The 17,718-nt window shown below is 50.9% G+C and carries 16 protein-coding genes and 2 pseudogenes; 7 read left to right on the top strand and 11 right to left on the bottom strand.

Features of this window, described 5'->3' with window-relative positions; all coding sequences use genetic code 11:
* Positions 1-300: 300 nt before the first annotated feature.
* Together FAZ14_RS15825 and manA are read right to left on the bottom strand one after the other, a co-directional pair.
* The gene (locus FAZ14_RS15825; protein WP_153508855.1) at positions 301-1,854 is read right to left on the bottom strand and encodes a YdgA family protein; all 1,554 of its coding nucleotides are present in this window, start codon (positions 1,852-1,854) and stop codon (positions 301-303) included.
* 56 nt (positions 1,855-1,910) lie between these two features.
* Positions 1,911-3,095, bottom strand: a complete 1,185-nt coding sequence (gene manA / locus FAZ14_RS15830) for a mannose-6-phosphate isomerase (protein ID WP_038925908.1) — start codon at positions 3,093-3,095, stop codon at positions 1,911-1,913.
* Positions 3,096-3,273: 178 nt separating this feature from the next.
* Between manA and fumC the strand changes: the two genes are divergently transcribed.
* Entirely contained in the window at positions 3,274-4,671 is a 1,398-nt protein-coding gene (fumC, locus tag FAZ14_RS15835; protein ID WP_153508856.1) for a class II fumarate hydratase, read from the top strand.
* 3 nt (positions 4,672-4,674) lie between these two features.
* On the opposite strand, the gene tus is transcribed toward fumC, so the two are convergent.
* Together tus and FAZ14_RS15845 are read right to left on the bottom strand one after the other, a co-directional pair.
* On the bottom strand, positions 4,675-5,601 hold the full coding sequence (tus, locus tag FAZ14_RS15840) for a DNA replication terminus site-binding protein (RefSeq protein ID WP_016941351.1): 927 nt from the start codon (positions 5,599-5,601) through the stop codon (positions 4,675-4,677).
* Positions 5,602-5,763: 162 nt separating this feature from the next.
* Complete coding sequence (locus FAZ14_RS15845; protein ID WP_153508865.1) at positions 5,764-7,008, bottom strand: MFS transporter; 1,245 nt, start codon at positions 7,006-7,008, stop codon at positions 5,764-5,766.
* 138 nt (positions 7,009-7,146) lie between these two features.
* Here FAZ14_RS15845 and FAZ14_RS15850 point away from each other — a divergent pair, with 138 nt between their 5' ends.
* The 3 genes from FAZ14_RS15850 (at position 7,147) to bioD (ending at position 10,213) form a co-directional block, all read left to right on the top strand.
* Positions 7,147-8,061 carry a LysR family transcriptional regulator gene (locus FAZ14_RS15850; RefSeq protein ID WP_016941353.1) on the top strand — a complete coding sequence of 305 codons (915 nt, stop codon included), beginning with the start codon at positions 7,147-7,149 and terminating at the stop codon, positions 8,059-8,061.
* 116 nt (positions 8,062-8,177) lie between these two features.
* Positions 8,178-9,395, top strand: a complete 1,218-nt coding sequence (mlc, locus tag FAZ14_RS15855; protein ID WP_016941354.1) for a sugar metabolism global transcriptional regulator Mlc — start codon at positions 8,178-8,180, stop codon at positions 9,393-9,395.
* 146 nt (positions 9,396-9,541) lie between these two features.
* On the top strand, positions 9,542-10,213 hold the full coding sequence (gene bioD, locus FAZ14_RS15860; protein WP_016941355.1) for a dethiobiotin synthase: 672 nt from the start codon (positions 9,542-9,544) through the stop codon (positions 10,211-10,213).
* A 221-nt stretch (positions 10,214-10,434) separates the two neighbouring features.
* Here the strand turns inward: bioD and FAZ14_RS15865 are convergent, their stop codons facing one another.
* The 3 genes from FAZ14_RS15865 to ydfG form a co-directional block, all read right to left on the bottom strand.
* A complete protein-coding gene (locus FAZ14_RS15865) occupies positions 10,435-10,728 on the bottom strand; it encodes a DUF1161 domain-containing protein (RefSeq protein ID WP_016941356.1) in 294 nt (97 codons plus the stop codon).
* A 67-nt stretch (positions 10,729-10,795) separates the two neighbouring features.
* Positions 10,796-11,152, bottom strand: coding sequence for a DUF1283 family protein (locus tag FAZ14_RS15870; RefSeq protein ID WP_016941357.1), 357 nt, complete (start codon positions 11,150-11,152; stop codon positions 10,796-10,798).
* Between the two features lie 300 nt (positions 11,153-11,452).
* A complete protein-coding gene (gene ydfG, locus FAZ14_RS15875) occupies positions 11,453-12,202 on the bottom strand; it encodes a bifunctional NADP-dependent 3-hydroxy acid dehydrogenase/3-hydroxypropionate dehydrogenase YdfG (RefSeq protein WP_016941358.1) in 750 nt (249 codons plus the stop codon).
* Between the two features lie 270 nt (positions 12,203-12,472).
* On the opposite strand from ydfG, the gene FAZ14_RS15880 reads away from it, so the two are divergent.
* Positions 12,473-13,243: a class I SAM-dependent methyltransferase gene (locus FAZ14_RS15880; RefSeq protein WP_016941359.1), complete on the top strand. Its 771-nt coding sequence runs from the start codon at positions 12,473-12,475 to the stop codon at positions 13,241-13,243.
* Positions 13,244-13,272: 29 nt separating this feature from the next.
* Here the strand turns inward: FAZ14_RS15880 and FAZ14_RS15885 are convergent, their stop codons facing one another.
* Both FAZ14_RS15885 and FAZ14_RS15890 read right to left on the bottom strand, forming a co-directional pair.
* Positions 13,273-14,499: a glycosyltransferase family protein gene (locus FAZ14_RS15885; protein ID WP_016941360.1), complete on the bottom strand. Its 1,227-nt coding sequence runs from the start codon at positions 14,497-14,499 to the stop codon at positions 13,273-13,275.
* A gap of 19 nt (positions 14,500-14,518) precedes the next feature.
* Positions 14,519-15,352, bottom strand: a complete 834-nt coding sequence (locus FAZ14_RS15890; RefSeq protein WP_153508857.1) for a mannosyl-3-phosphoglycerate phosphatase-related protein — start codon at positions 15,350-15,352, stop codon at positions 14,519-14,521.
* A gap of 548 nt (positions 15,353-15,900) precedes the next feature.
* On the opposite strand from FAZ14_RS15890, the pseudogene FAZ14_RS15895 reads away from it, so the two are divergent.
* Positions 15,901-16,482, top strand: a pseudogene (locus FAZ14_RS15895) (LysR substrate-binding domain-containing protein); the annotation flags it as partial.
* A 6-nt stretch (positions 16,483-16,488) separates the two neighbouring features.
* Here the strand turns inward: FAZ14_RS15895 and FAZ14_RS15900 are convergent.
* Positions 16,489-17,049, bottom strand: coding sequence for an RNA polymerase sigma factor (locus FAZ14_RS15900; protein WP_153508858.1), 561 nt, complete (start codon positions 17,047-17,049; stop codon positions 16,489-16,491).
* 5 nt (positions 17,050-17,054) lie between these two features.
* Positions 17,055-17,348: pseudogene (locus FAZ14_RS15905) on the bottom strand (hypothetical protein); the annotation flags it as partial.
* Positions 17,349-17,361: 13 nt separating this feature from the next.
* Here FAZ14_RS15905 and FAZ14_RS20335 point away from each other — a divergent pair.
* Positions 17,362-17,691, top strand: coding sequence for a KUP/HAK/KT family potassium transporter (locus tag FAZ14_RS20335; RefSeq protein WP_235914581.1), 330 nt, complete (start codon positions 17,362-17,364; stop codon positions 17,689-17,691).
* Positions 17,692-17,718: the final 27 nt, after the last annotated feature.

A 17,718-nucleotide genomic window follows, 5' to 3' on the forward strand; every position in this document is an offset into this window, starting at 1 on the left:
ACTCGTTTTTTATTAAAAAAATCCATCAGCAGGCGGTATTCCTTGTGACGCTGGCATTCGCCACCGTACCACAAGGGACAGAGTCTGATAACTCGGTGTGCAGTATAAGAATAAACCCAGACAATTTACCATTGATTGATAAAAAGAAGTTTATATTTCAATGTTGACATAATACAAATTGAGCATAAGCGATTGATGCCCGCTTGCGTAATCAGTCGCGTAATACGCTGTACGGCAGACTACAACGTGACTTGTGTGTCGTGCGAAAGAAACCGGCGCCTGAGTGGCGCCGGTAAACGATTACGGACTGACTGATGCATCCGGTTGGTTGTCTTCTGGTGCATCATCGCCTTGCTCGGGCACATTTTCCGACGGCTGGGTGATGAACGGCGCGATGAACTCAGCCAACGGGATCTTACGTCCGTTGAAGGTCACGGTGCCATCGCTGTACTGCAATGAGCTGGTTATGGTGTTGTCTTTGGTGACGGTGACCTGGCTCATCTGGCCAATATTGGCCATCAATTGTGTTTGCTGACGCGCCATCTGGTCCAGTTGTTTTTTCTCTTCATCCGTGGTGGTTTTTGGCGCTATCTGCACCATCAGTTCGGTAAGCATATCCATCGGCACGTTGAGGCGTGCGTCCAGACTTTTAACGGACTGGCGGATAATCGCTTCTTCGTCAGAGAGATTCGTGGTTGGTGCGGCACTCTTTTGCAGCGGATCGGTTAAATCCAGCGCCAGTGCGAAGGTACTTTCGCCTTTCGCGTTTTTCCAGCTTAATGGCGCAATCTTGATACTCGGATTACCTTTCAACAATTGCGGCAGATTGTGCAGTACCAGTGCGGCTAACTGCTGGTCGTAAACTTCCGGGGTCACCTGGTCGATATTTCGCAGCAGTGATTGCAGGTTTTTCTGGTACTCGGTCACGAACTGGCGAGTACCGTTACCATCCAGCCCGGAGAAGGCGAAGTTGATGTTCCACGATCCCAGATTTTGATCGCGAAATAGCGCCGACCCCAGCGACAGCGTCATCTGTCCTGCCAGGTTAGTGTCATCTTCCGAGCTGTGATTGACCAGCGAGAAATCATTCAATACCAGGTTATCGCCGCTCTGCACATCCAGCGCCAGTTTCTTCAGCGTGATTTTGGCATCGCCGACATTGAGATCGAATTTACCTTTGTGGGTGTCACTGTTAAGTGCCAGATCCTGCAACGTCAGTTTTTCATTCTGTCCTTGCAGGTTGGGTTTCTCCATCGTCAGGTTAGCCACATTGCCGACCACTTTGCCTGCACGCAGATTACCCGCTACATCAACCAACAGTGTTGTACCGCTGAAATTAACCTTCGTGTCCTGGCTCTTAACGTCCAGCGCTTCCAGCGTGACAGCGGAGTGAGTATCGCCGTTATAGTCAATGCGGCTATCCGCGGTAATGAACGGTTTATTCTTCGTCAGATCAAACAGTGCTTTTACCGATTCAGTGTTAGCCAGCTCGCCGTGTACGGCGGCCAATGCTGGTTTCAGGCTAAACTGACTGGCGGTCAGCGGGAAGGGGCCGTGGAAGACTGTAGCGTTAAACACCACTTCTTCATTGGCGCCTAACAGGCGCTGGCGGGCATCAGTACCGTCAGACTGTAACACCAACGCGAGCTGGCTTTTGAACAGACCGCGATGATAATCCCGGTAGGCGACCTTGATACCTGATTGTGGGTATGCGTTTTTCAACTCGTTGTTCAGATTGTCGGTGACGTCCCCAATATGCTGTTCAATCTGCTTACCGGTATACCAGGAGGCTCCTCCCCAGGCTACGGCGAGCGCAATAACAACCCCAGCGGCTACAACTGTTTTTTTTGCCACGTTATATTTCCTTGTTGATTCAATGTGTTGTATTCCTCATCAGGGAATACATGGCGTTATACCAGTAAAGGCTGGTTATAAACACGGGCAATCTGGCCTTTCCCCTGGATTTGTACCGGTGATTCACTGGCGGGGATAAAGCATGATTCACCTGGCAGCAAGCTGACTTGCTGTGCGCCGCGTTCCAACACTGCCTGACCTTCGACACAAAAGATAATAGCTGCACTTTGCTGACTCAGCATCTGCGGTACATCGGTAAGATAATGCAGTGAAAAGGCAAAGTCATCGACCGGAATAGGAAAACTCAGTTCGTTAGCCGCTTTTACCGGCGACGTCAGCAAGGTGTCAGCCGGTTTCGACTCAAAGCGGACGTTGGCGAGTAACTCTGGGATATCAATGTACTTGGGTGTCAGACCGGCGCGCAGAACGTTGTCCGAATTGGCCATCACTTCCAGCGCTACCCCCTGAAGATAGGCATGCGGGGTTTCAGCATACAAAAACATGGCTTCGCCCGGCTGTAATGTGACGACGTTCAGCAGTAACGGAGAAAACAGACCGCCGTCATCAGGGTAAAACTGCGCAATAAAGCGAATGGTATCCCAGGGTTCACCGTGTCGTTGGTTCAAAACACGTTGCAGCTCAGCGATAGCGGAGACTTTTTGCTCGCCTTCCATGCTCAACAGACTGGAGAACAAGGTACGGAGCGTTGTGCTATCCGGGGATGACAAAAATGCGGCGATGGCGGGATGGGCGTTGGCTAGCGGTTGCAACAAATCGGCGATCGCCGTTAGTTCACGAAAGCCATTCATCGCCAGATAAGGGGTGAGGGCAAAGACTAACTCCGGTTTGTGGTTAGCGTCTTTGTAATTGCGTTGTGGTGAGTCAAGTGCAATACCGGCGGCATTTTCCCGCGCAAACCCGACTTCGGCCGCAGATTTACTGGGGTGAACCTGAATAGACAACGGTTGTTCGGCACATAATACCTTGAAAAGAAAAGGTAACTCACCAAAACGTTTTGCCACTGCTGCACCCAAAAAAGCGGACGGGTCCTTATTGATCAGATCACGCAGACTCTGTGCCTGACCCTGCTCATCAAGTAATAGAGAGCTACTTTTCGGGTGTGCCCCCATCCACAGTTCTGCCATTGGCTGATTGTCTGGGTTTTCAATCCCATACAGTTCGGTTAGCGCGTGTTTACTGCCCCAGGCATAATGCTGCACATTGTTGCGCATTTTTTGCATAATATTTTCCTGCTATTAGATAGATTGTTAATTTCCATGGCAATAACGGCGGATAACCATGCCTGTAAAGGCCGTTCCGTCTTAATGCCCGCTATGCTAATGCTTTATATGCCATGATTCCAGAAGGGTAATAATTCGCAGTCATCTGAAAATGACGTGTTTCGCAAAGGAGAAAACCATGTCAGACACGCGTATTGAGAACGATTCCATGGGGCCGATTGCCGTGCCGGCAACGCATTTGTGGGGGGCTCAGACCCAGCGTTCACTGGAGCACTTTCGTATTTCGGAAGAAAAAATGCCGGGCGCGCTAATCATGGCGCTGGCACAGACCAAACGTGCCGCAGCGCGCGTCAACATGGATTTGGGATTATTAGCCGACAGTAAAGGTGATGCCATTATTCAGGCAGCAGACGAAGTCCTGAATGGTCAGCACGTCGGTGAATTCCCGCTGGCTATCTGGCAGACGGGCTCTGGCACGCAAACCAACATGAACATGAACGAGGTACTGGCAAATCGGGCCAGCGAATTGTTGGGGGGAGTGCGGGGTAATGACCGGCTGGTACACCCTAATGATGATGTTAATAAAAGCCAGAGTTCTAACGATGTTTTTCCTACAGCTATGCACGTTGCGGCAGTGACCGTGCTGCGTGAACATCTGATCCCTGAATTGAACGTGCTACAACAGACCCTTGCGGATAAGGCGACACAATTTGCCGATATCGTCAAGATTGGCAGAACGCACCTGCAGGATGCGACGCCGCTGACGTTAGGGCAGGAGATTTCTGGCTGGGTGGCAATGCTATCGCATAATGTACGCCATATCGAAAATAGTATTCCGCACCTGTGTGAGCTGGCGTTAGGTGGCACGGCTGTCGGCACCGGGTTGAATACACACCCTGAATACGCGGTGCGGGTGGCGGCGGAACTGGCGACGCTGACTGGGCATCCCTTTGTGAGTGCGCCGAACAAATTTGAGGCCCTGGCCACCTGTGATGCGCTGGTGCATGCGCATGGCGCACTGAAAGGTCTGGCGGCGTCATTGATGAAAATTGCGAATGATGTGCGCTGGCTGTCCTCCGGACCGCGTTGCGGCATTGGCGAGATTGCTATTCCTGAAAATGAACCCGGTAGCTCGATTATGCCGGGTAAAGTTAACCCGACACAGTGTGAAGCGATGACCATGCTGTGTTGCCAGGTGATGGGGAATGATGTGGCGGTTAATCTTGGGGGCGCATCCGGTAACTTTGAGCTGAATGTCTTCCGACCGATGGTGATTCACAATTTTCTGCAATCCGTTCGGTTATTGGCTGATGGTATGAAGAGCTTTAACGAACATTGCGCGGTGGGCATTGAACCTAACCGCGAGCGGATCAACCAATTGCTGAATGAGTCGCTGATGCTGGTGACCGCGCTCAATCCGCATATTGGTTATGACAAGGCCGCTGAAATCGCCAAAAAAGCGCATAAAGAAGGGCTGACACTGAAGGCATCAGCCTTGAAACTGGGCTATCTCACCGAGGAACAATTTACGCAATGGGTTCGCCCAGAGGACATGGTCGGCAGCATGAAACCGTGATACTCAGGCACCGTCATCGGTATACAGATGCAAGCGCGGGATCAACAACCGCAGTGGCTTGGCTTTGGGCCGATGGCGATGCTGAATGTTGTCGGCATCGTAGTCATTGAGTTCACCCATAACCGGCATCGTATCCTGATGACACAGTACCAGCAGTGGTGACGGGCAAGGGTGCTGTACTTGCTTCTGCTGTTCCTGATACCAGACCCGTGCAATCGGCTGTACTTTCACGGGCCGCTTGATTTTTAGCAACGCCTGTTCCGGCAGGCGCTTCACATCACGGATTTCTTGCTCCAGCAACGATGCCCATTGCTCCTTGCTGTAAGGGGCCTGGCTGCGTCCTGCCTGCAGACTTTTCTCCAGTTTTTCCAGTAAGGCATCACGGGTAATGTTGTTGATGATGTTCTTATTCGCCCAGCCAAATCTCACCGAGGCAGGGTCAAGTAGCAGGGTAATGGTGCGATAGGCGCTCAGTGTTATCAGCCCTTTGAGATGGGTATGGACAAAATCGAAGCGCTGCTCGGGTTCCAGTCCAGACTCCACCGTGATGATGTGCTCCAGCTCCTTTTTCCGGGCGTTTATGTTCGCTACTAACTGGCGAGCCAGTCGTGATTCTGCGTTATTAACCCGAAAACACAGCACGCCAGGCAGGCGGATTGCCGCTTTGCTACTGATAGTCTCCGCGTAGTGATGAATAAACACATGACGAAAATGCTGTAAACCGATATCACGGGCTTCTGCACCGTCGACAGGCGTAACCTGAATATGTGTTATCGGGTCATGCTCGGTGCCTTTTTCTACAGGGGGAAGGGTAAACAAACGTCCACCGGTAAAGTGAAAGGTGAGAAATAATTGATGCATTTCAGCCAGATGCGCTTCCAGCGAGGTAAAGCAATGGTTCATCCGTTCAATCAGGTCGTAGGCAGGCATAATTAACACTATATTAGTTACAACATACTTTTAATTATATCCTAAAAGCCCAGTTCGACAATCCGTATTCTTATTCGCTTAGCAGTATGAAAAAGCGCCGTCCCCACCGATTCTGAACGTTCAGAGCCGGTGGGGAGAAGAGGGAGATAAGTAACTGTTAGATCAGTTTTTCAGGGATTTCAGCTTGAAGCCCAAGCCGATAGCCAGCATCAGCAAGCATGACAGAAACAGCACCAGCCCTGTCCAGCCATAGTGATACCAAAAGAAGCCACCTGACGTGCCCGCGAGGCTCGACCCCAGATAATAACAGAACAGATACTGCGATGAAGCCTGGCCTTTAGCACGTAATGCACGCAAGCCGATCCAACTGCTGGCAACCGAGTGGGCGGCAAAGAACCCGGCGGCAAAGAGCATCATCCCCAAAAACATCATCAGCAGCGAACTGAACAGGGTCAATAGAAGGCCTGATAACATCAGCATAATACTGCCGACTAACACGGGCCCCCGGCCGAAACGAGCAATCATTGCCCCGGCGCGTGGTGATGCATAGCTACCAGTGAGGAAGACCACAGACAGCAAACCCACCACCGTTTGACTCAGGTTGTAAGGAGCATCCAGCAAGCGATAACCAATATAGTTGAACAGCGTCACAAAGGAGCCCATCAACAGGAAGCCTTCGGCAAAGAGTAACGGTAGGCCTGCATCACGCCAGTGTAAGCGGGTATTGATCCACAGGGTTTTGGGGCGCAGCGAGCCCGCCCGAAAGTGACGAGAATCCGGCAGTATGCGCCAAAACGTCAGGGAGGCCAGCAGGGCAACGATGCCGATACAGGTGATGGAGACTCGCCAGCCGAAAAAATCAGCAATGACCCCGGTTAACAGGCGGCCACTCATGCCGCCGATTGAGTTACCGCTGATGTACAACCCCATAGAGAATGCCACCACACTGGGATGGATTTCTTCGCTCAGATAGGTCATTGCTACCGCACCCACACCGCTGAGCGATAAGCCAACCAGGGCGCGCATAACCAGCAGGCCAACCCAGTTGGTCATCATGCAACCTATCAGGGTAAATACCGACGCCAGCAGTAGCGATACCACCATGACATTTTTACGGCCAATGGTGTCTGACAGCGGGCCGGTAAATAACAATCCAACAGCCATCGTCATCGTGGAAACGGAAAGCGACAGGCTGCTGGTTGCCGGGGATACACCAAAAGCCTGCGACAGTATTGGTAATATGGGCTGTACGCAGTACAGCAGAGCAAAGGTCGCCAGACCGGCGGAAAATAAGGCGAGCGTGACGCGAATGAACGGTGGCGTGCCTCGGCAAATAAATGGATTTTTGTAGACGGGGACGCGGGTGTTGCGCTGAGGTTGAATATCGTCAGTGACAGAAACGGACATTCTCTGTGCAGACATGGGGGTACTCAAAATCAATCCTTATCCGGAAAAAATACGGCAAAAACATCAGTGGACAAATCATAGAATTAGCTCGATTGTTTTGTATAATATATTAATTGTTAATAATGATATTTTATAAATATGAATATCGAGCTCAGGCACTTACGTTACTTTATTGCTGTTGCTGAAGAACTGCATTTCGGTCGTGCGGCGGAAAGACTACATATCTCCCAGCCACCTCTCAGTCAGCAGATACAGGCATTAGAAGAGCAAATCGGCGCTCAACTGCTGGAGCGAAACAACCGTAATGTGCGCCTGACACAGGCCGGCGAATTATTCCTGAAAGAGGCCTGGGCCATCATCAGCCAGGTCAATCAGGCAGCAGAGCGAGCGGCCCGCATTCAGCGTGGTGAAATAGGGGAGCTTAATATCGGTTTCACCTCATCAGCTCCGTTTGTTAAACAGGTTTCGCGTAGTCTGTTGCAGTTTCGCCAGCGCTATCCTGAGGTGCATATCCAGATGATGGAGATCAACACTAAACAACAGATTGCACCGTTGCTTGACGGTAAGCTGGATCTCGGGGTGATGCGTAACAACCCATTGCCGGATACGCTGCATCATCAGCTATTACTGCGTGAGCCGATGGTAGCGGTTGTTCATGAGGAACACCCGCTGGCTTCTGTCTCCGGTGGGCATATCAGTATCCAGCAGTTAGCTAATGAACCCTTCGTATTTTTTGCCCGTGAAGGGGGAACGGCGCTATACGATGAAGTGATGAACTTACTCAAAAAGTACGGCATTACACCGTACATTACGCAGGAAGTCGGTGAGGCGATGACGATTATCGGCCTGGTTTCATCTGGATTAGGGGTCTCCTTGCTACCTGCGTCATTCCGTCGTATCCGTATAGATGGCGTAAAATACCTGTCGTTGCAGGAAAAAGACGCTATCAGTGAAATGTGGTTAGTAACCCACCAGCACCGCCCGCTGAACACCGCCGCTCAGACGTTAATCACGCTAATGTTGGGTAATACCCTCAAAAATATGTGCGGTTAATCACATATCGAATCAAATATTTGACGGCTATTTACAAAAGCTCCACCATAGCCTCAGTTTTTTATTTTACAGCGTAAAAAATACCCATTACGCCTAATTGCAGGAGCCGCTTTACCGTGATTGTCAGTGGTCAGCCGGGACACATCGATCAGATCAAACAGATGAATGCAGGTGGCGTTTATCGACTGATCGATGAACATGGCCCCATCTCCCGCATAGAGTTGTCAAAACAGGCTCAGCTTGCTCCCGCCAGTATTACTAAGATTGTGCGTGAACTGATGGAGGCACATCTGGTACGGGAAACCGAGTACCAGGAAATGGGAAGCCGTGGGCGGCCGGCAATCGGTCTGGTGCTGGATACCGAAGCGTGGCACTACCTGTCGGTACGAATCAGCAACCAGGTGATGACCCTGGCCCTGCGTGATTTGAGTGGCCATCTGGTGGTGGAGGATAAGGTTGATTTACCCAGTGAACATCCCCAGCCACTACTGGAACGCATTCTGACGGACATCGATCAGTTTTTTATCCGCCACCAACGTCTGTTGGAACGACTGACCGCTATCGCCATCACGTCACCCGGTATGGTGGACTCATCCACCGGCATCATTCACCGTATGCCGTTTTACGCTGTAGAAGAAATGGCGATTGGTCCGGCGCTGGAAAAGCGCACAGGGGTGCCAGTTTATCTGCAACATGACATTTGTGCCTGGACGATGGCAGAAGCGTTGTTTGGCGCATCACGCGGTTGCCAAAACGTTATCCAGATAGTTATCGACCATAACGTCGGTGCCGGCATTATTACCGGTGGACGTATACTGCATGCCGGTAGCCGAACACTGGTGGAAATTGGCCACACTCAGGTTGACCCTTATGGTAAGCGCTGTTATTGCGGTAACCACGGGTGTCTGGAAACCGTTGCCAGCATTGAAAGTATGCTGGAACTGGCTCAGCAGCGGCTCAAAGGCTCGATGAGTTCGCCGTTGCACGGCTCGCCGTTGACGGTCGAGTCTCTGTGTGAGGCAGCGCTGAACGGTGATCAACTGGCAAAAGATATTATCGTTGATGTCGGCAATAACGTCGGTCGTATTACCGCCATCATGGTTAATCTGTTCAATCCAGAAAAAATTCTGATTGGTTCTCCACTGAATCAGGCTGCCGATATTCTGTATCCCGCAATCCTTGATTGTATTCGCCGCCAGGCATTACCGGCTTATAGTCACCATCTGCAAGTCACATCGACCCATTTTTATAATCAGGGAACCGTGCCCGGTGCCGCGCTCATTAAAGATGCGCTCTATAACGGCTCTCTGCTGATTAAACTGATGCAGGGTTAATCATTACAGCACCGTGTCTTCGCTTACCGACAAAACATTGCGCTAACGCAAGCCGCTCCACAGGCCCATCCCCTAGACTTTAGGCTTCATCAGTACGTTTTTTGAGGTTTATTTTTTCAGGTGGGGCCTGCCGGAGTGGTGTTTTCATGTTAAAGCGTATGTTTGTTACAGGAACGGATACTGCCGTTGGAAAAACAGTAGTATCGAAGGCGTTATTACAGGCGCTGGCGAAAACGGGCAAAACCGTGACGGGATATAAACCTGTCGCCAAGAGCTGCAAGGAAACAGAAGAGGGGCTGCGTAACAAAGATGCGCTGATCTTGCAGGAAGCCTCGTCGATCCCACTGTCTTATCTGCAGGTCAATCCTGTGTCGTTACAGGAAGATGAAATCAGTGCCAGTGAACAAGAGATTAATTACTGCGCGATGACTGAAGGGCTGAACCAGCTTGGTGGGTTATCGGACATGGTTATTGTCGAAGGCAGCGGTGGCTGGCGTACCTTAATGAACGACATGCGGACCTATTCGGAATGGGTGGTTCAGGAGCAATTACCGGTCGTTTTGGTGGTCGGGATAAAGCTTGGCTGTATCAACCATGCGCTGCTGACGGCGCAGGCGATTATTAATGATGGGTTGCCGCTGGTCGGCTGGGTCGCAAACCGCATTAACCCAGGGCTGGCTAACTATGCTGAAATCATCCAGGCGCTGCGGGAAAAAATTCCTGCGCCTCAATTGGGTGAACTGCCATATTTGCCCCGCGCAGAACAACGGGATTTATCTACCTATATTGATCTTTCCGCGATTAGCCAGTCGTTCTAACCGTCGTCAGACACTCGGTTCCATATCAGCCACAATGCATGGTGGAGATATTCCTCCGATGGTTTTCATCCGGGTATGGCAAGGTATTAATGCGATTTTTACCGCTAAATAACGAATGTAAAAAAATGAATGTTAAAAGGGGAGAATGTCGCTCCCCTTTTTTATTGCATCGATTTATTGTTTTGCGGGCTTCATTATTAACGCGGACAGGCTGTTGGACCCTAACGCTTCTTACCCATCGGGTGAGAACTCAGGTCATCACTATCATTATCCGGCAGGCGGATATAAACGATTTTCTGCGTATCCTGCCCACAATGACCAACAACCTGACCACCGTGCTGGCTGACCTGATCGTTAGGTACGATATCCAGCTCAAAACCGGATTCAGGTACGCCATTGCTGATAATCTTGCGAGCGATGTCATCGCGAATACGTTCACAGGAGGCTTGTGAAGCTTGTGCGATAAGTGGTGTCAGTAACAGTGTTATTGCACCGGCCAGCATCGTTTTCTTCATGGCACCTCCCACTCATCTTGATGGTTTATCTGCCCAAACACGGGCAGATAAAGTATAGATCAACCTATCAGGGTGTTACCGGGCGGCCTGAGCGACGGTCAAGACAGCGCGAAGAGTTGGGTTCCCAATAAGCATTGAAGTTGGAACTGGCTTTGCATTTTTCTTCAAGCGCTTCTGCCATATCGGCTTTATCGAAATCTCGATCGGCTTTATCAACGCGCTTTTCAAGATGCTTGTTTACTTTATTACGCAACGTACGCGTCTCGTTCCAGTCTTCGCTACTCTGTCGCGCCGCTTCTTTTGATAACGCACTGTTGCCGTTATCAATCACGATGTGCTGCGCGGCCTGTGTTGATGACAAAAGGCCCAGACTAAACAGGGATGAGGAAAGAATAAGGAGTAAATTACGTGTTTTTTTCTGCATGTTTCACCCAGACAGGAGTTCTGTAAATACGAAAGCAACGTTGTCATAACAAAAGATAGCGTTATGGTGACTATAGCATCCGCTACCATCAACAAACTATAACTGAACTAACATATTCAGGGTACGTCGCTGCTTTCACTGCAGTATCGTCTGGGCAGAGTCGGCATCACTGGGCCGGAATGTTTCATGGCATGACAGTGATACCGCTCCGCGTTCGTCCCTGAATATCCACATCAGGCATTGGCGCATCACACCAGCCTATTTATGTGGTACTACTTTATGTGGGACTACCGGTATGAATTACTCGTCACGGGTGACTTTCAGGCCGCCGTACGTCTGGCTTACCGGCATCATTTCCAAGGTGTTGATATTGACATGAGAGGGTAATGTCGCCACCCAGAACACCGCTTCTGTCACATCTTCCGGCGTCAGTGGGTTGGATTTATCATACGTCTGGCTGACCTTGGCTTCATCGCCTTTAAAGCGTACGGCTGAGAATTCGGTACCACCGACCAGGCCGGGTTCAATATTGGTCACACGCACGCGAGTACCGGACAGGTCGGCCCGTAATCCCAGACTGAACTGACGCACGAATGCCTTGCTGGCACCGTAGACATTCCCACCAAGATAAGGCCAGTTGCCCGCTGTCGAGCCGATATTAATGATATGGCCCACATTGCGTTTCACCATTTCCGGCAATAGCGCATGGGTCATAAAGACCAGCCCTTTGTTATTGGTATCGATCATGGTTTCCCAGTCATCGACGTTGGCTTTATGCGCAGGCTCTAACCCTAAAGCCAGACCGGCATTGTTGACCAGTACGTCAATGTTGCGCCACTGGGCTGGCAACGCAGCGATAGCCTGCTCGATGGCTTGTCGATCGCGAACATCAAGACGAAGCGTGAAAAGCGCATCGCCATATTCAGCTTTCAGCGCATCAAGACGTTCCTGGCGGCGCCCTGTGGCGATAACCTGATGGCCTTCTTTGATAAAACGCCGGGTAATTGCCTCACCAAAGCCCGCCGTCGCACCGGTAACCAAAATAATCATGCGTTTTTCCTCTGTTATTTCTGACTGCAATACCTGTCACACCCTAATGAAAATCAGCATACCTCAACCTCAGGGCTATCTCTATGTCAGTGTTGATCTTTTCGGTGCGTCTCGTATGCAGGATAGCGCGTTGCACTGTGTTGCAGACATTCTATCGAGCCCGGCTGCAGGCTAATTAACGCCGGGTTGTTATCGGTTATTGTCTGGCACTATAGTGATTTTTGAGGTAATGATTAAGCAGGGTATCGATAACACCGGTAAGGAGCGTTTGTGGAAAACAGTAAAAGTCACCAGCAGTCTGTCGAACAACAGTTTGGCGAACAGGCTCACGCCTATCTTAACAGCGCCGTTCACGCCCAAGGTGAAGACCTTACCCAGTTGGCCCTGCGCTTGCAGGATAACCACCATGCCAACGTGTTGGATTTAGGCTGCGGTGCGGGTCATGTCAGCTTTACTATTGCCGGCCTGGTTAACCGTGTCGTGGCATGCGATTTATCGCCGCGGATGCTGGATGTCGTTGCCAGTGCCGCACAGGAAAAAGGGCTGGCGAATATCACGACTGAGCAGGCGGTAGCAGAATCATTACCCTTTGCTGATGCGAGCTTTGATGTGGTGGTCAGTCGTTATTCGGCCCATCACTGGCAGGATGTCGGGCTGGCGTTGCGGGAAGTCAGAAGGGTACTGAAACCGGGAGGCGAAGCGATTTTCATGGACGTGATTTCACCCGGCCATCCGGTGCTGGATGTTTATTTGCAAACGGCGGAAATGCTGCGCGACACATCGCATGTACGCGATTATTCCTCGGGGGAATGGTTGACGCTGCTGAGCGAAGCTGGGTTAACAGTACGCTCTGTGCAAACATCGCGTCTGCACCTGGAATTCCAAAGCTGGGTGACGCGGATGCGGACCCCAGAACATTTTGTCACCGCAATCCGCGCCCTGCAGCAGCAAATGTCGGCCGACGTTATCCGCCATTACGCTATTGAGCCTGATGGCTCCTTTACCACCGATACCGCTTTTATTGTTGCCAGCCGGGGATAAAGGAGCGAGTGAAGGAACAAAATAGCGGGTTAGGCGTCATCCATTTCCTGATTATCCGCTTCAACGGCGTCGTACAGCCGCTCCAGAATATCAGGGAATGCTGACTGAACACGGTTCCAACTGGGGACAAATGGCTTGTCCCCAGGGCTGTCGCTGTATGCCTGTCCTGATTGGGTAATGACATCGGCAAACAGTTCGACTGCCGACTCTTCGGTATGGCGATCAAAATGCAGGCCATTCATACGCGCATCATGTTCGAATGAGTCGATCATATCCAGTGCGGTTCGATAATAAGTGGCACGTAACACCCGGAACGAATCCGTCGTGATATTCACGCCTTGAATTGCCAGTTTGCGGTATAACGCTTTGGTGATATCCATCGCCATACGCTGCAACCCGGAGCTGGGGTCGTTTTCCGACATCGGTTGATGCTTGTGGTCGTAATTGTCAGCGATATCCACCTGACAGATGCGGCTGGTTGCGGTTCCCCGGTGGATTTCAGACAACATACCGATTTCCAGTCCCCAGTCGCTCGGAATGCGCAAATTCCGCAACACATGGCTGCGCATCGCGAACTCACCGGATAATGGGTAGCGAAAACTGCGCATATACTCGAGATAGTCTGAATTACCGTAAACGCTTTGCAGCGATTTCAGCAAGGGGAAGACCAGCAAACGCCCAACCCGGCCATTCAGTTTTCCCTCGGCTACCCGTGCATAATAGCCTTTGCAGAAATCGTAGTGAAAATAGGGGTTGGCGATCGGATAGAGCAGGCGAGCCAGCATAGTGCGATCGTAAGTGACAATGTCACAATCATGCAATGCAATACAGGCCGTGCGCCGTGACGCTAAGGTATAACCAACACAAAACCAGACATTACGGCCTTTGCCTTGTTCCATCGGCGCGAGTTCCTTGTCGGTCAGTTCCTGACTGAGCCGTGTCAGGCGGGGACCATCGTTCCACAAAATACGGTGCCGCTGCGGAAGGCGGGAGAAAAACTGTCGGGCAAACAGAAACTGCTCGCGGTCGGCCCTGTCCAGCCCGATGACGATTTCTGACAGGTAAGGTACCTGAGAGAGCATGTCGACAATCTTATCCAGCGCCGGGCCTTCCAGCTCAGAATACAGGGAAGGGAGGATCAACCCCATGCTGCTTTGACCGGAAAACACCTGTAATTCGTATTCCAGCTCTTCAACGCTGCGCCGGGTAAGGTTATGAAAATTGGTAATCATTCCATCCTGATAGAATTCACTCATGGTTGCGATTCCTCCCATCTCAATCAAGCAGTTCAGCCCCGTAACGGCTAAGAAAATACGTGAGTCCTTCATTCCAGCCAGCCGGTCCGGCAGCCTGGGTACGATAGACCTCCTGATGATTTTTTTGTGACAACGTCACGTTATGGTTATGGTGACCTTTGATGATCACGGCGTAATCAGTGGCTTCCAGTAACGATATATCGTTGGGACCGTCACCTAATCCCAGAGTAACCAGGGATTGTCTGCTCACGGTTTGCATCTGTTTTATCAGGCGCTGTACCGCAATACCTTTGCTGATACCGTCAGGCATTACGTGAAGAAAACGGCCGCCTTGTGTTAAACAAAGCTGTTTTTGGGCCAGACAGGTCTTGAATGTTTCCAGCGGTGTTGCATCGTCTTGCCACAATATGGGCTCGGAAGCATAGCGTTGACGGGCCAGCGCCGCCTGCGGCAGTGTCAAACCTGTCTCCGCCGCCACCGTGGCATTATCCATGTCAGCAAAGCTACGGAAACGAAAGCCATGTTGTTCACGTAACTGCTGTAGTTCCCGACAGAGATCAGGGTAGGCAAGGGAATGCATTGAGCGTGTGAATAGCGGCGGTGTTTGCCAGCATGATGGCAGCAAAATGTGAGCACCGTTTTCCGCGATAGCGGGCATATTGCTTAACCCAAGTTCCTGCTGCAGTGGCATGATTTCCGCTGCCGTTTTACTGGTTGTGATGACAACCGGCACCTGATGGCGTTGCAAGCGGTTCAGCCAGGGTTTGGCCGCATCCCAACTGTAGGTGTCGTGATCCAGTAATGAACCATCCAGATCGGTAAAAATAACCCAATTCGTAGTCAATTCAGGCACTTTACCTCCTGTGTCTATGTGGGTGTGATGAGGGAATGGTATAAGGCAACTGACATGCGGATTGGCGACATAACGCTATTCGCCTGATTATTTTTATGGAAATGATTCGAATGCTTTGTTAAGCCTAGACAGGGATCACGGTTTTGGCAAATTGATGGTATATGAAAGGGTGCGAACCCAAGTTTTTTTCCGGTACCTAAGCACTCATCATCACTTGGATTGGAAGGATGGCAGTGAGTGGTGCTCTGGCTAGGTTGCAGTAATAATAACGTTGAATTGTCCAGCCAGGACGCCAGAACCCGCCTGACCTTACCTTGGTTCGCATAATGTATATTATGTTAAATTAAGTATGCGCATACTGTGCCCTAGTGTCTATGTCTACCGGTCAGTCGATTATCGTGGATGGTTTTTCATTTTCGGGTGACCAGTAGTATTGGTTTCTGTCATTCATTGCCTTAATTTCGGACAAAATCCCTTCATTGATCGAGTCTCGGGCAATGCGAAATTCGTGAACAAACCCCAACCTATTCACACCATGGATAGGTCGTATGATGCTGGGGGCAGATCTGGTTAATCAATTTCGGGTTGCTGCACCGGGTATCCGGCTTCGCTTCGCCCTGCCGGAAAGGGCTCGCTTACCTGAGCAGTTGGAAAGTGGTGACATCGACATCTATATTGGCGTGAATGCCGGTGCGCATGATGCCTGGATCAGACGCAAACTTTTTGACGACGAGTTTGCGACCGCCCAGCGTAAAGAACATCCGCGAGGCACCGCTCCCCTTGACCTGAAAAGTTATTGCGCCCTTCCCCATCTGGTCGTTTCTTCCGAAGGGGATCCGTTTACCGGTTTTGTTGATCAAACGCTGGCAGGCCTTGGGTACCAGCGTAGCGTGGTGATGTCCACCCAAAGCTATGCTATGGCACCACCGATTGTCGCTGGAACAGATTTGCTTTGCACGTTACCCAGACGAATGTTGCAACGTTTTGGCCAGGCACTCGATATTTTTGCTCCACCGGTCCCCCTACAACCGATTGTCATCAGCATGTATTGGCACCCCAAAAATAGTCATGACCCGGCCAACGTCTGGTTACGTGCACAACTGCTGTATGCGACAGGTCTTCAACCGTGAGGTTAATTATTCTGTTGTCAGCGCATCGTAAACACTGCGTAGTCGTGTGCGCAGATAAAGAACGGCTTTGTGTTTGCGTGATAGCAACGCCTGAACGCTAACGCCGGTTTCAGCTGACAACTCGTTGTAGCTGTAGCCCTGCAACTCGGTTTTGTCGAACACTTCACGTTGTGCGGATGGCAATTCAGATAACGCCGCGTCCAGTTCATCCCACAATAACGCTTTAAGATACTCATCTTCCGACGTTTGCGGTGTGCCGAACAGCGTTTCTGCCAGTTCATCCTCTGGGAAATCCCCATCGTCATCATCAGTGAAATATCCGGATAACGGCAGCTCGCGTTTTTTGCGCGCCCGGTCGGTCATCTCGTTGCGTGCGGCACGAAACAGCCAGGCGGCGACATTTTCCACCGGCTGTTCTACCGTCATCAACTGATAAGTCACTTCCTGCAAGATATCGTCAGCATCATCACGTACAGCCGTCCGGCCACGGATAAACGCGGTTAACCGCGACCGGCAGGCTTTGATGGCCGATATCAGCAGCGATTCTCCCGCCATTTCGGCTTTCATCGTGGTTACTCGGCTTCCGGTGCTTTAGGTGCGGCATCTGTTGCATTGCGATCATGACGACGCCCATGCCAGTTGCAGCGATCGTGATGGCCAAATCCGTCACGGCGTTGCCTGATAAATTCTTCACGTTGTTCCGGTGTCATTTGCATCCAACGCTCATGCATACGGCGGCGCTCGCGTGCCATACCAAACATCCCGGGCCGGAATCCCAGACCGCCGAACAGAATACGACTCAGTACCAACAGGCCCAGTGCCTGCCAGAAATCAATACTTTTTACCCCAATTATCGCGCTGACTATTCAGGTACTGGATGTGCCGCGAGTCAGAAAGGAAGATAAACTGATTATTACCGAGCAGTACCCGGGGTTCTGGCAAGGAGTGGCTTACTACGGATTTATGGAAAAGCCCAATATCCCCGAACTGCTTAAACAAACGCCACCCATTCAGGCATGTAACGATCATGAAGCCGTGACTTACTATATCGGCCATGAGTCCATTGTTGCTAAAGACGGCACTGATGCCCTGCCACGCTGGCAATCCTATCTTTTTGCCTGGATGATGAGAAACAGCCTGCATGTCACTGAGTATTATCAGTTGCCGGGCAATCAGGTAATCGAAATAGGCCGCCGAATAGCTATCTAACCGGCCATCGAAGGGTGACAAGCGTTT

The organism is Dickeya oryzae (assembly GCF_009372235.1).
Lineage (GTDB): Bacteria > Pseudomonadota > Gammaproteobacteria > Enterobacterales > Enterobacteriaceae > Dickeya > Dickeya oryzae.

Bases quoted from the DNA above. Each gene is read 5' to 3' on its own strand.
- manA (WP_038925908.1), bottom strand. From the start codon at position 3,095: ATGCAAAAAATGCGCAACAATGTGCAGCATTATGCCTGGGGCAGTAAA.
- fumC (WP_153508856.1), top strand. From the start codon at position 3,274: ATGTCAGACACGCGTATTGAGAACGATTCCATGGGGCCGATTGCCGTG.
- tus (WP_016941351.1), bottom strand. From the start codon at position 5,601: ATGCCTGCCTACGACCTGATTGAACGGATGAACCATTGCTTTACCTCG.
- FAZ14_RS15845 (WP_153508865.1), bottom strand. From the start codon at position 7,008: ATGTCCGTTTCTGTCACTGACGATATTCAACCTCAGCGCAACACCCGC.
- FAZ14_RS15850 (WP_016941353.1), top strand. From the start codon at position 7,147: ATGAATATCGAGCTCAGGCACTTACGTTACTTTATTGCTGTTGCTGAA.
- bioD (WP_016941355.1), top strand. From the start codon at position 9,542: ATGTTAAAGCGTATGTTTGTTACAGGAACGGATACTGCCGTTGGAAAA.
- FAZ14_RS15865 (WP_016941356.1), bottom strand. From the start codon at position 10,728: ATGAAGAAAACGATGCTGGCCGGTGCAATAACACTGTTACTGACACCA.
- FAZ14_RS15870 (WP_016941357.1), bottom strand. From the start codon at position 11,152: ATGCAGAAAAAAACACGTAATTTACTCCTTATTCTTTCCTCATCCCTG.
- ydfG (WP_016941358.1), bottom strand. From the start codon at position 12,202: ATGATTATTTTGGTTACCGGTGCGACGGCGGGCTTTGGTGAGGCAATT.
- FAZ14_RS15885 (WP_016941360.1), bottom strand. From the start codon at position 14,499: ATGAGTGAATTCTATCAGGATGGAATGATTACCAATTTTCATAACCTT.
- FAZ14_RS15900 (WP_153508858.1), bottom strand. From the start codon at position 17,049: ATGAAAGCCGAAATGGCGGGAGAATCGCTGCTGATATCGGCCATCAAA.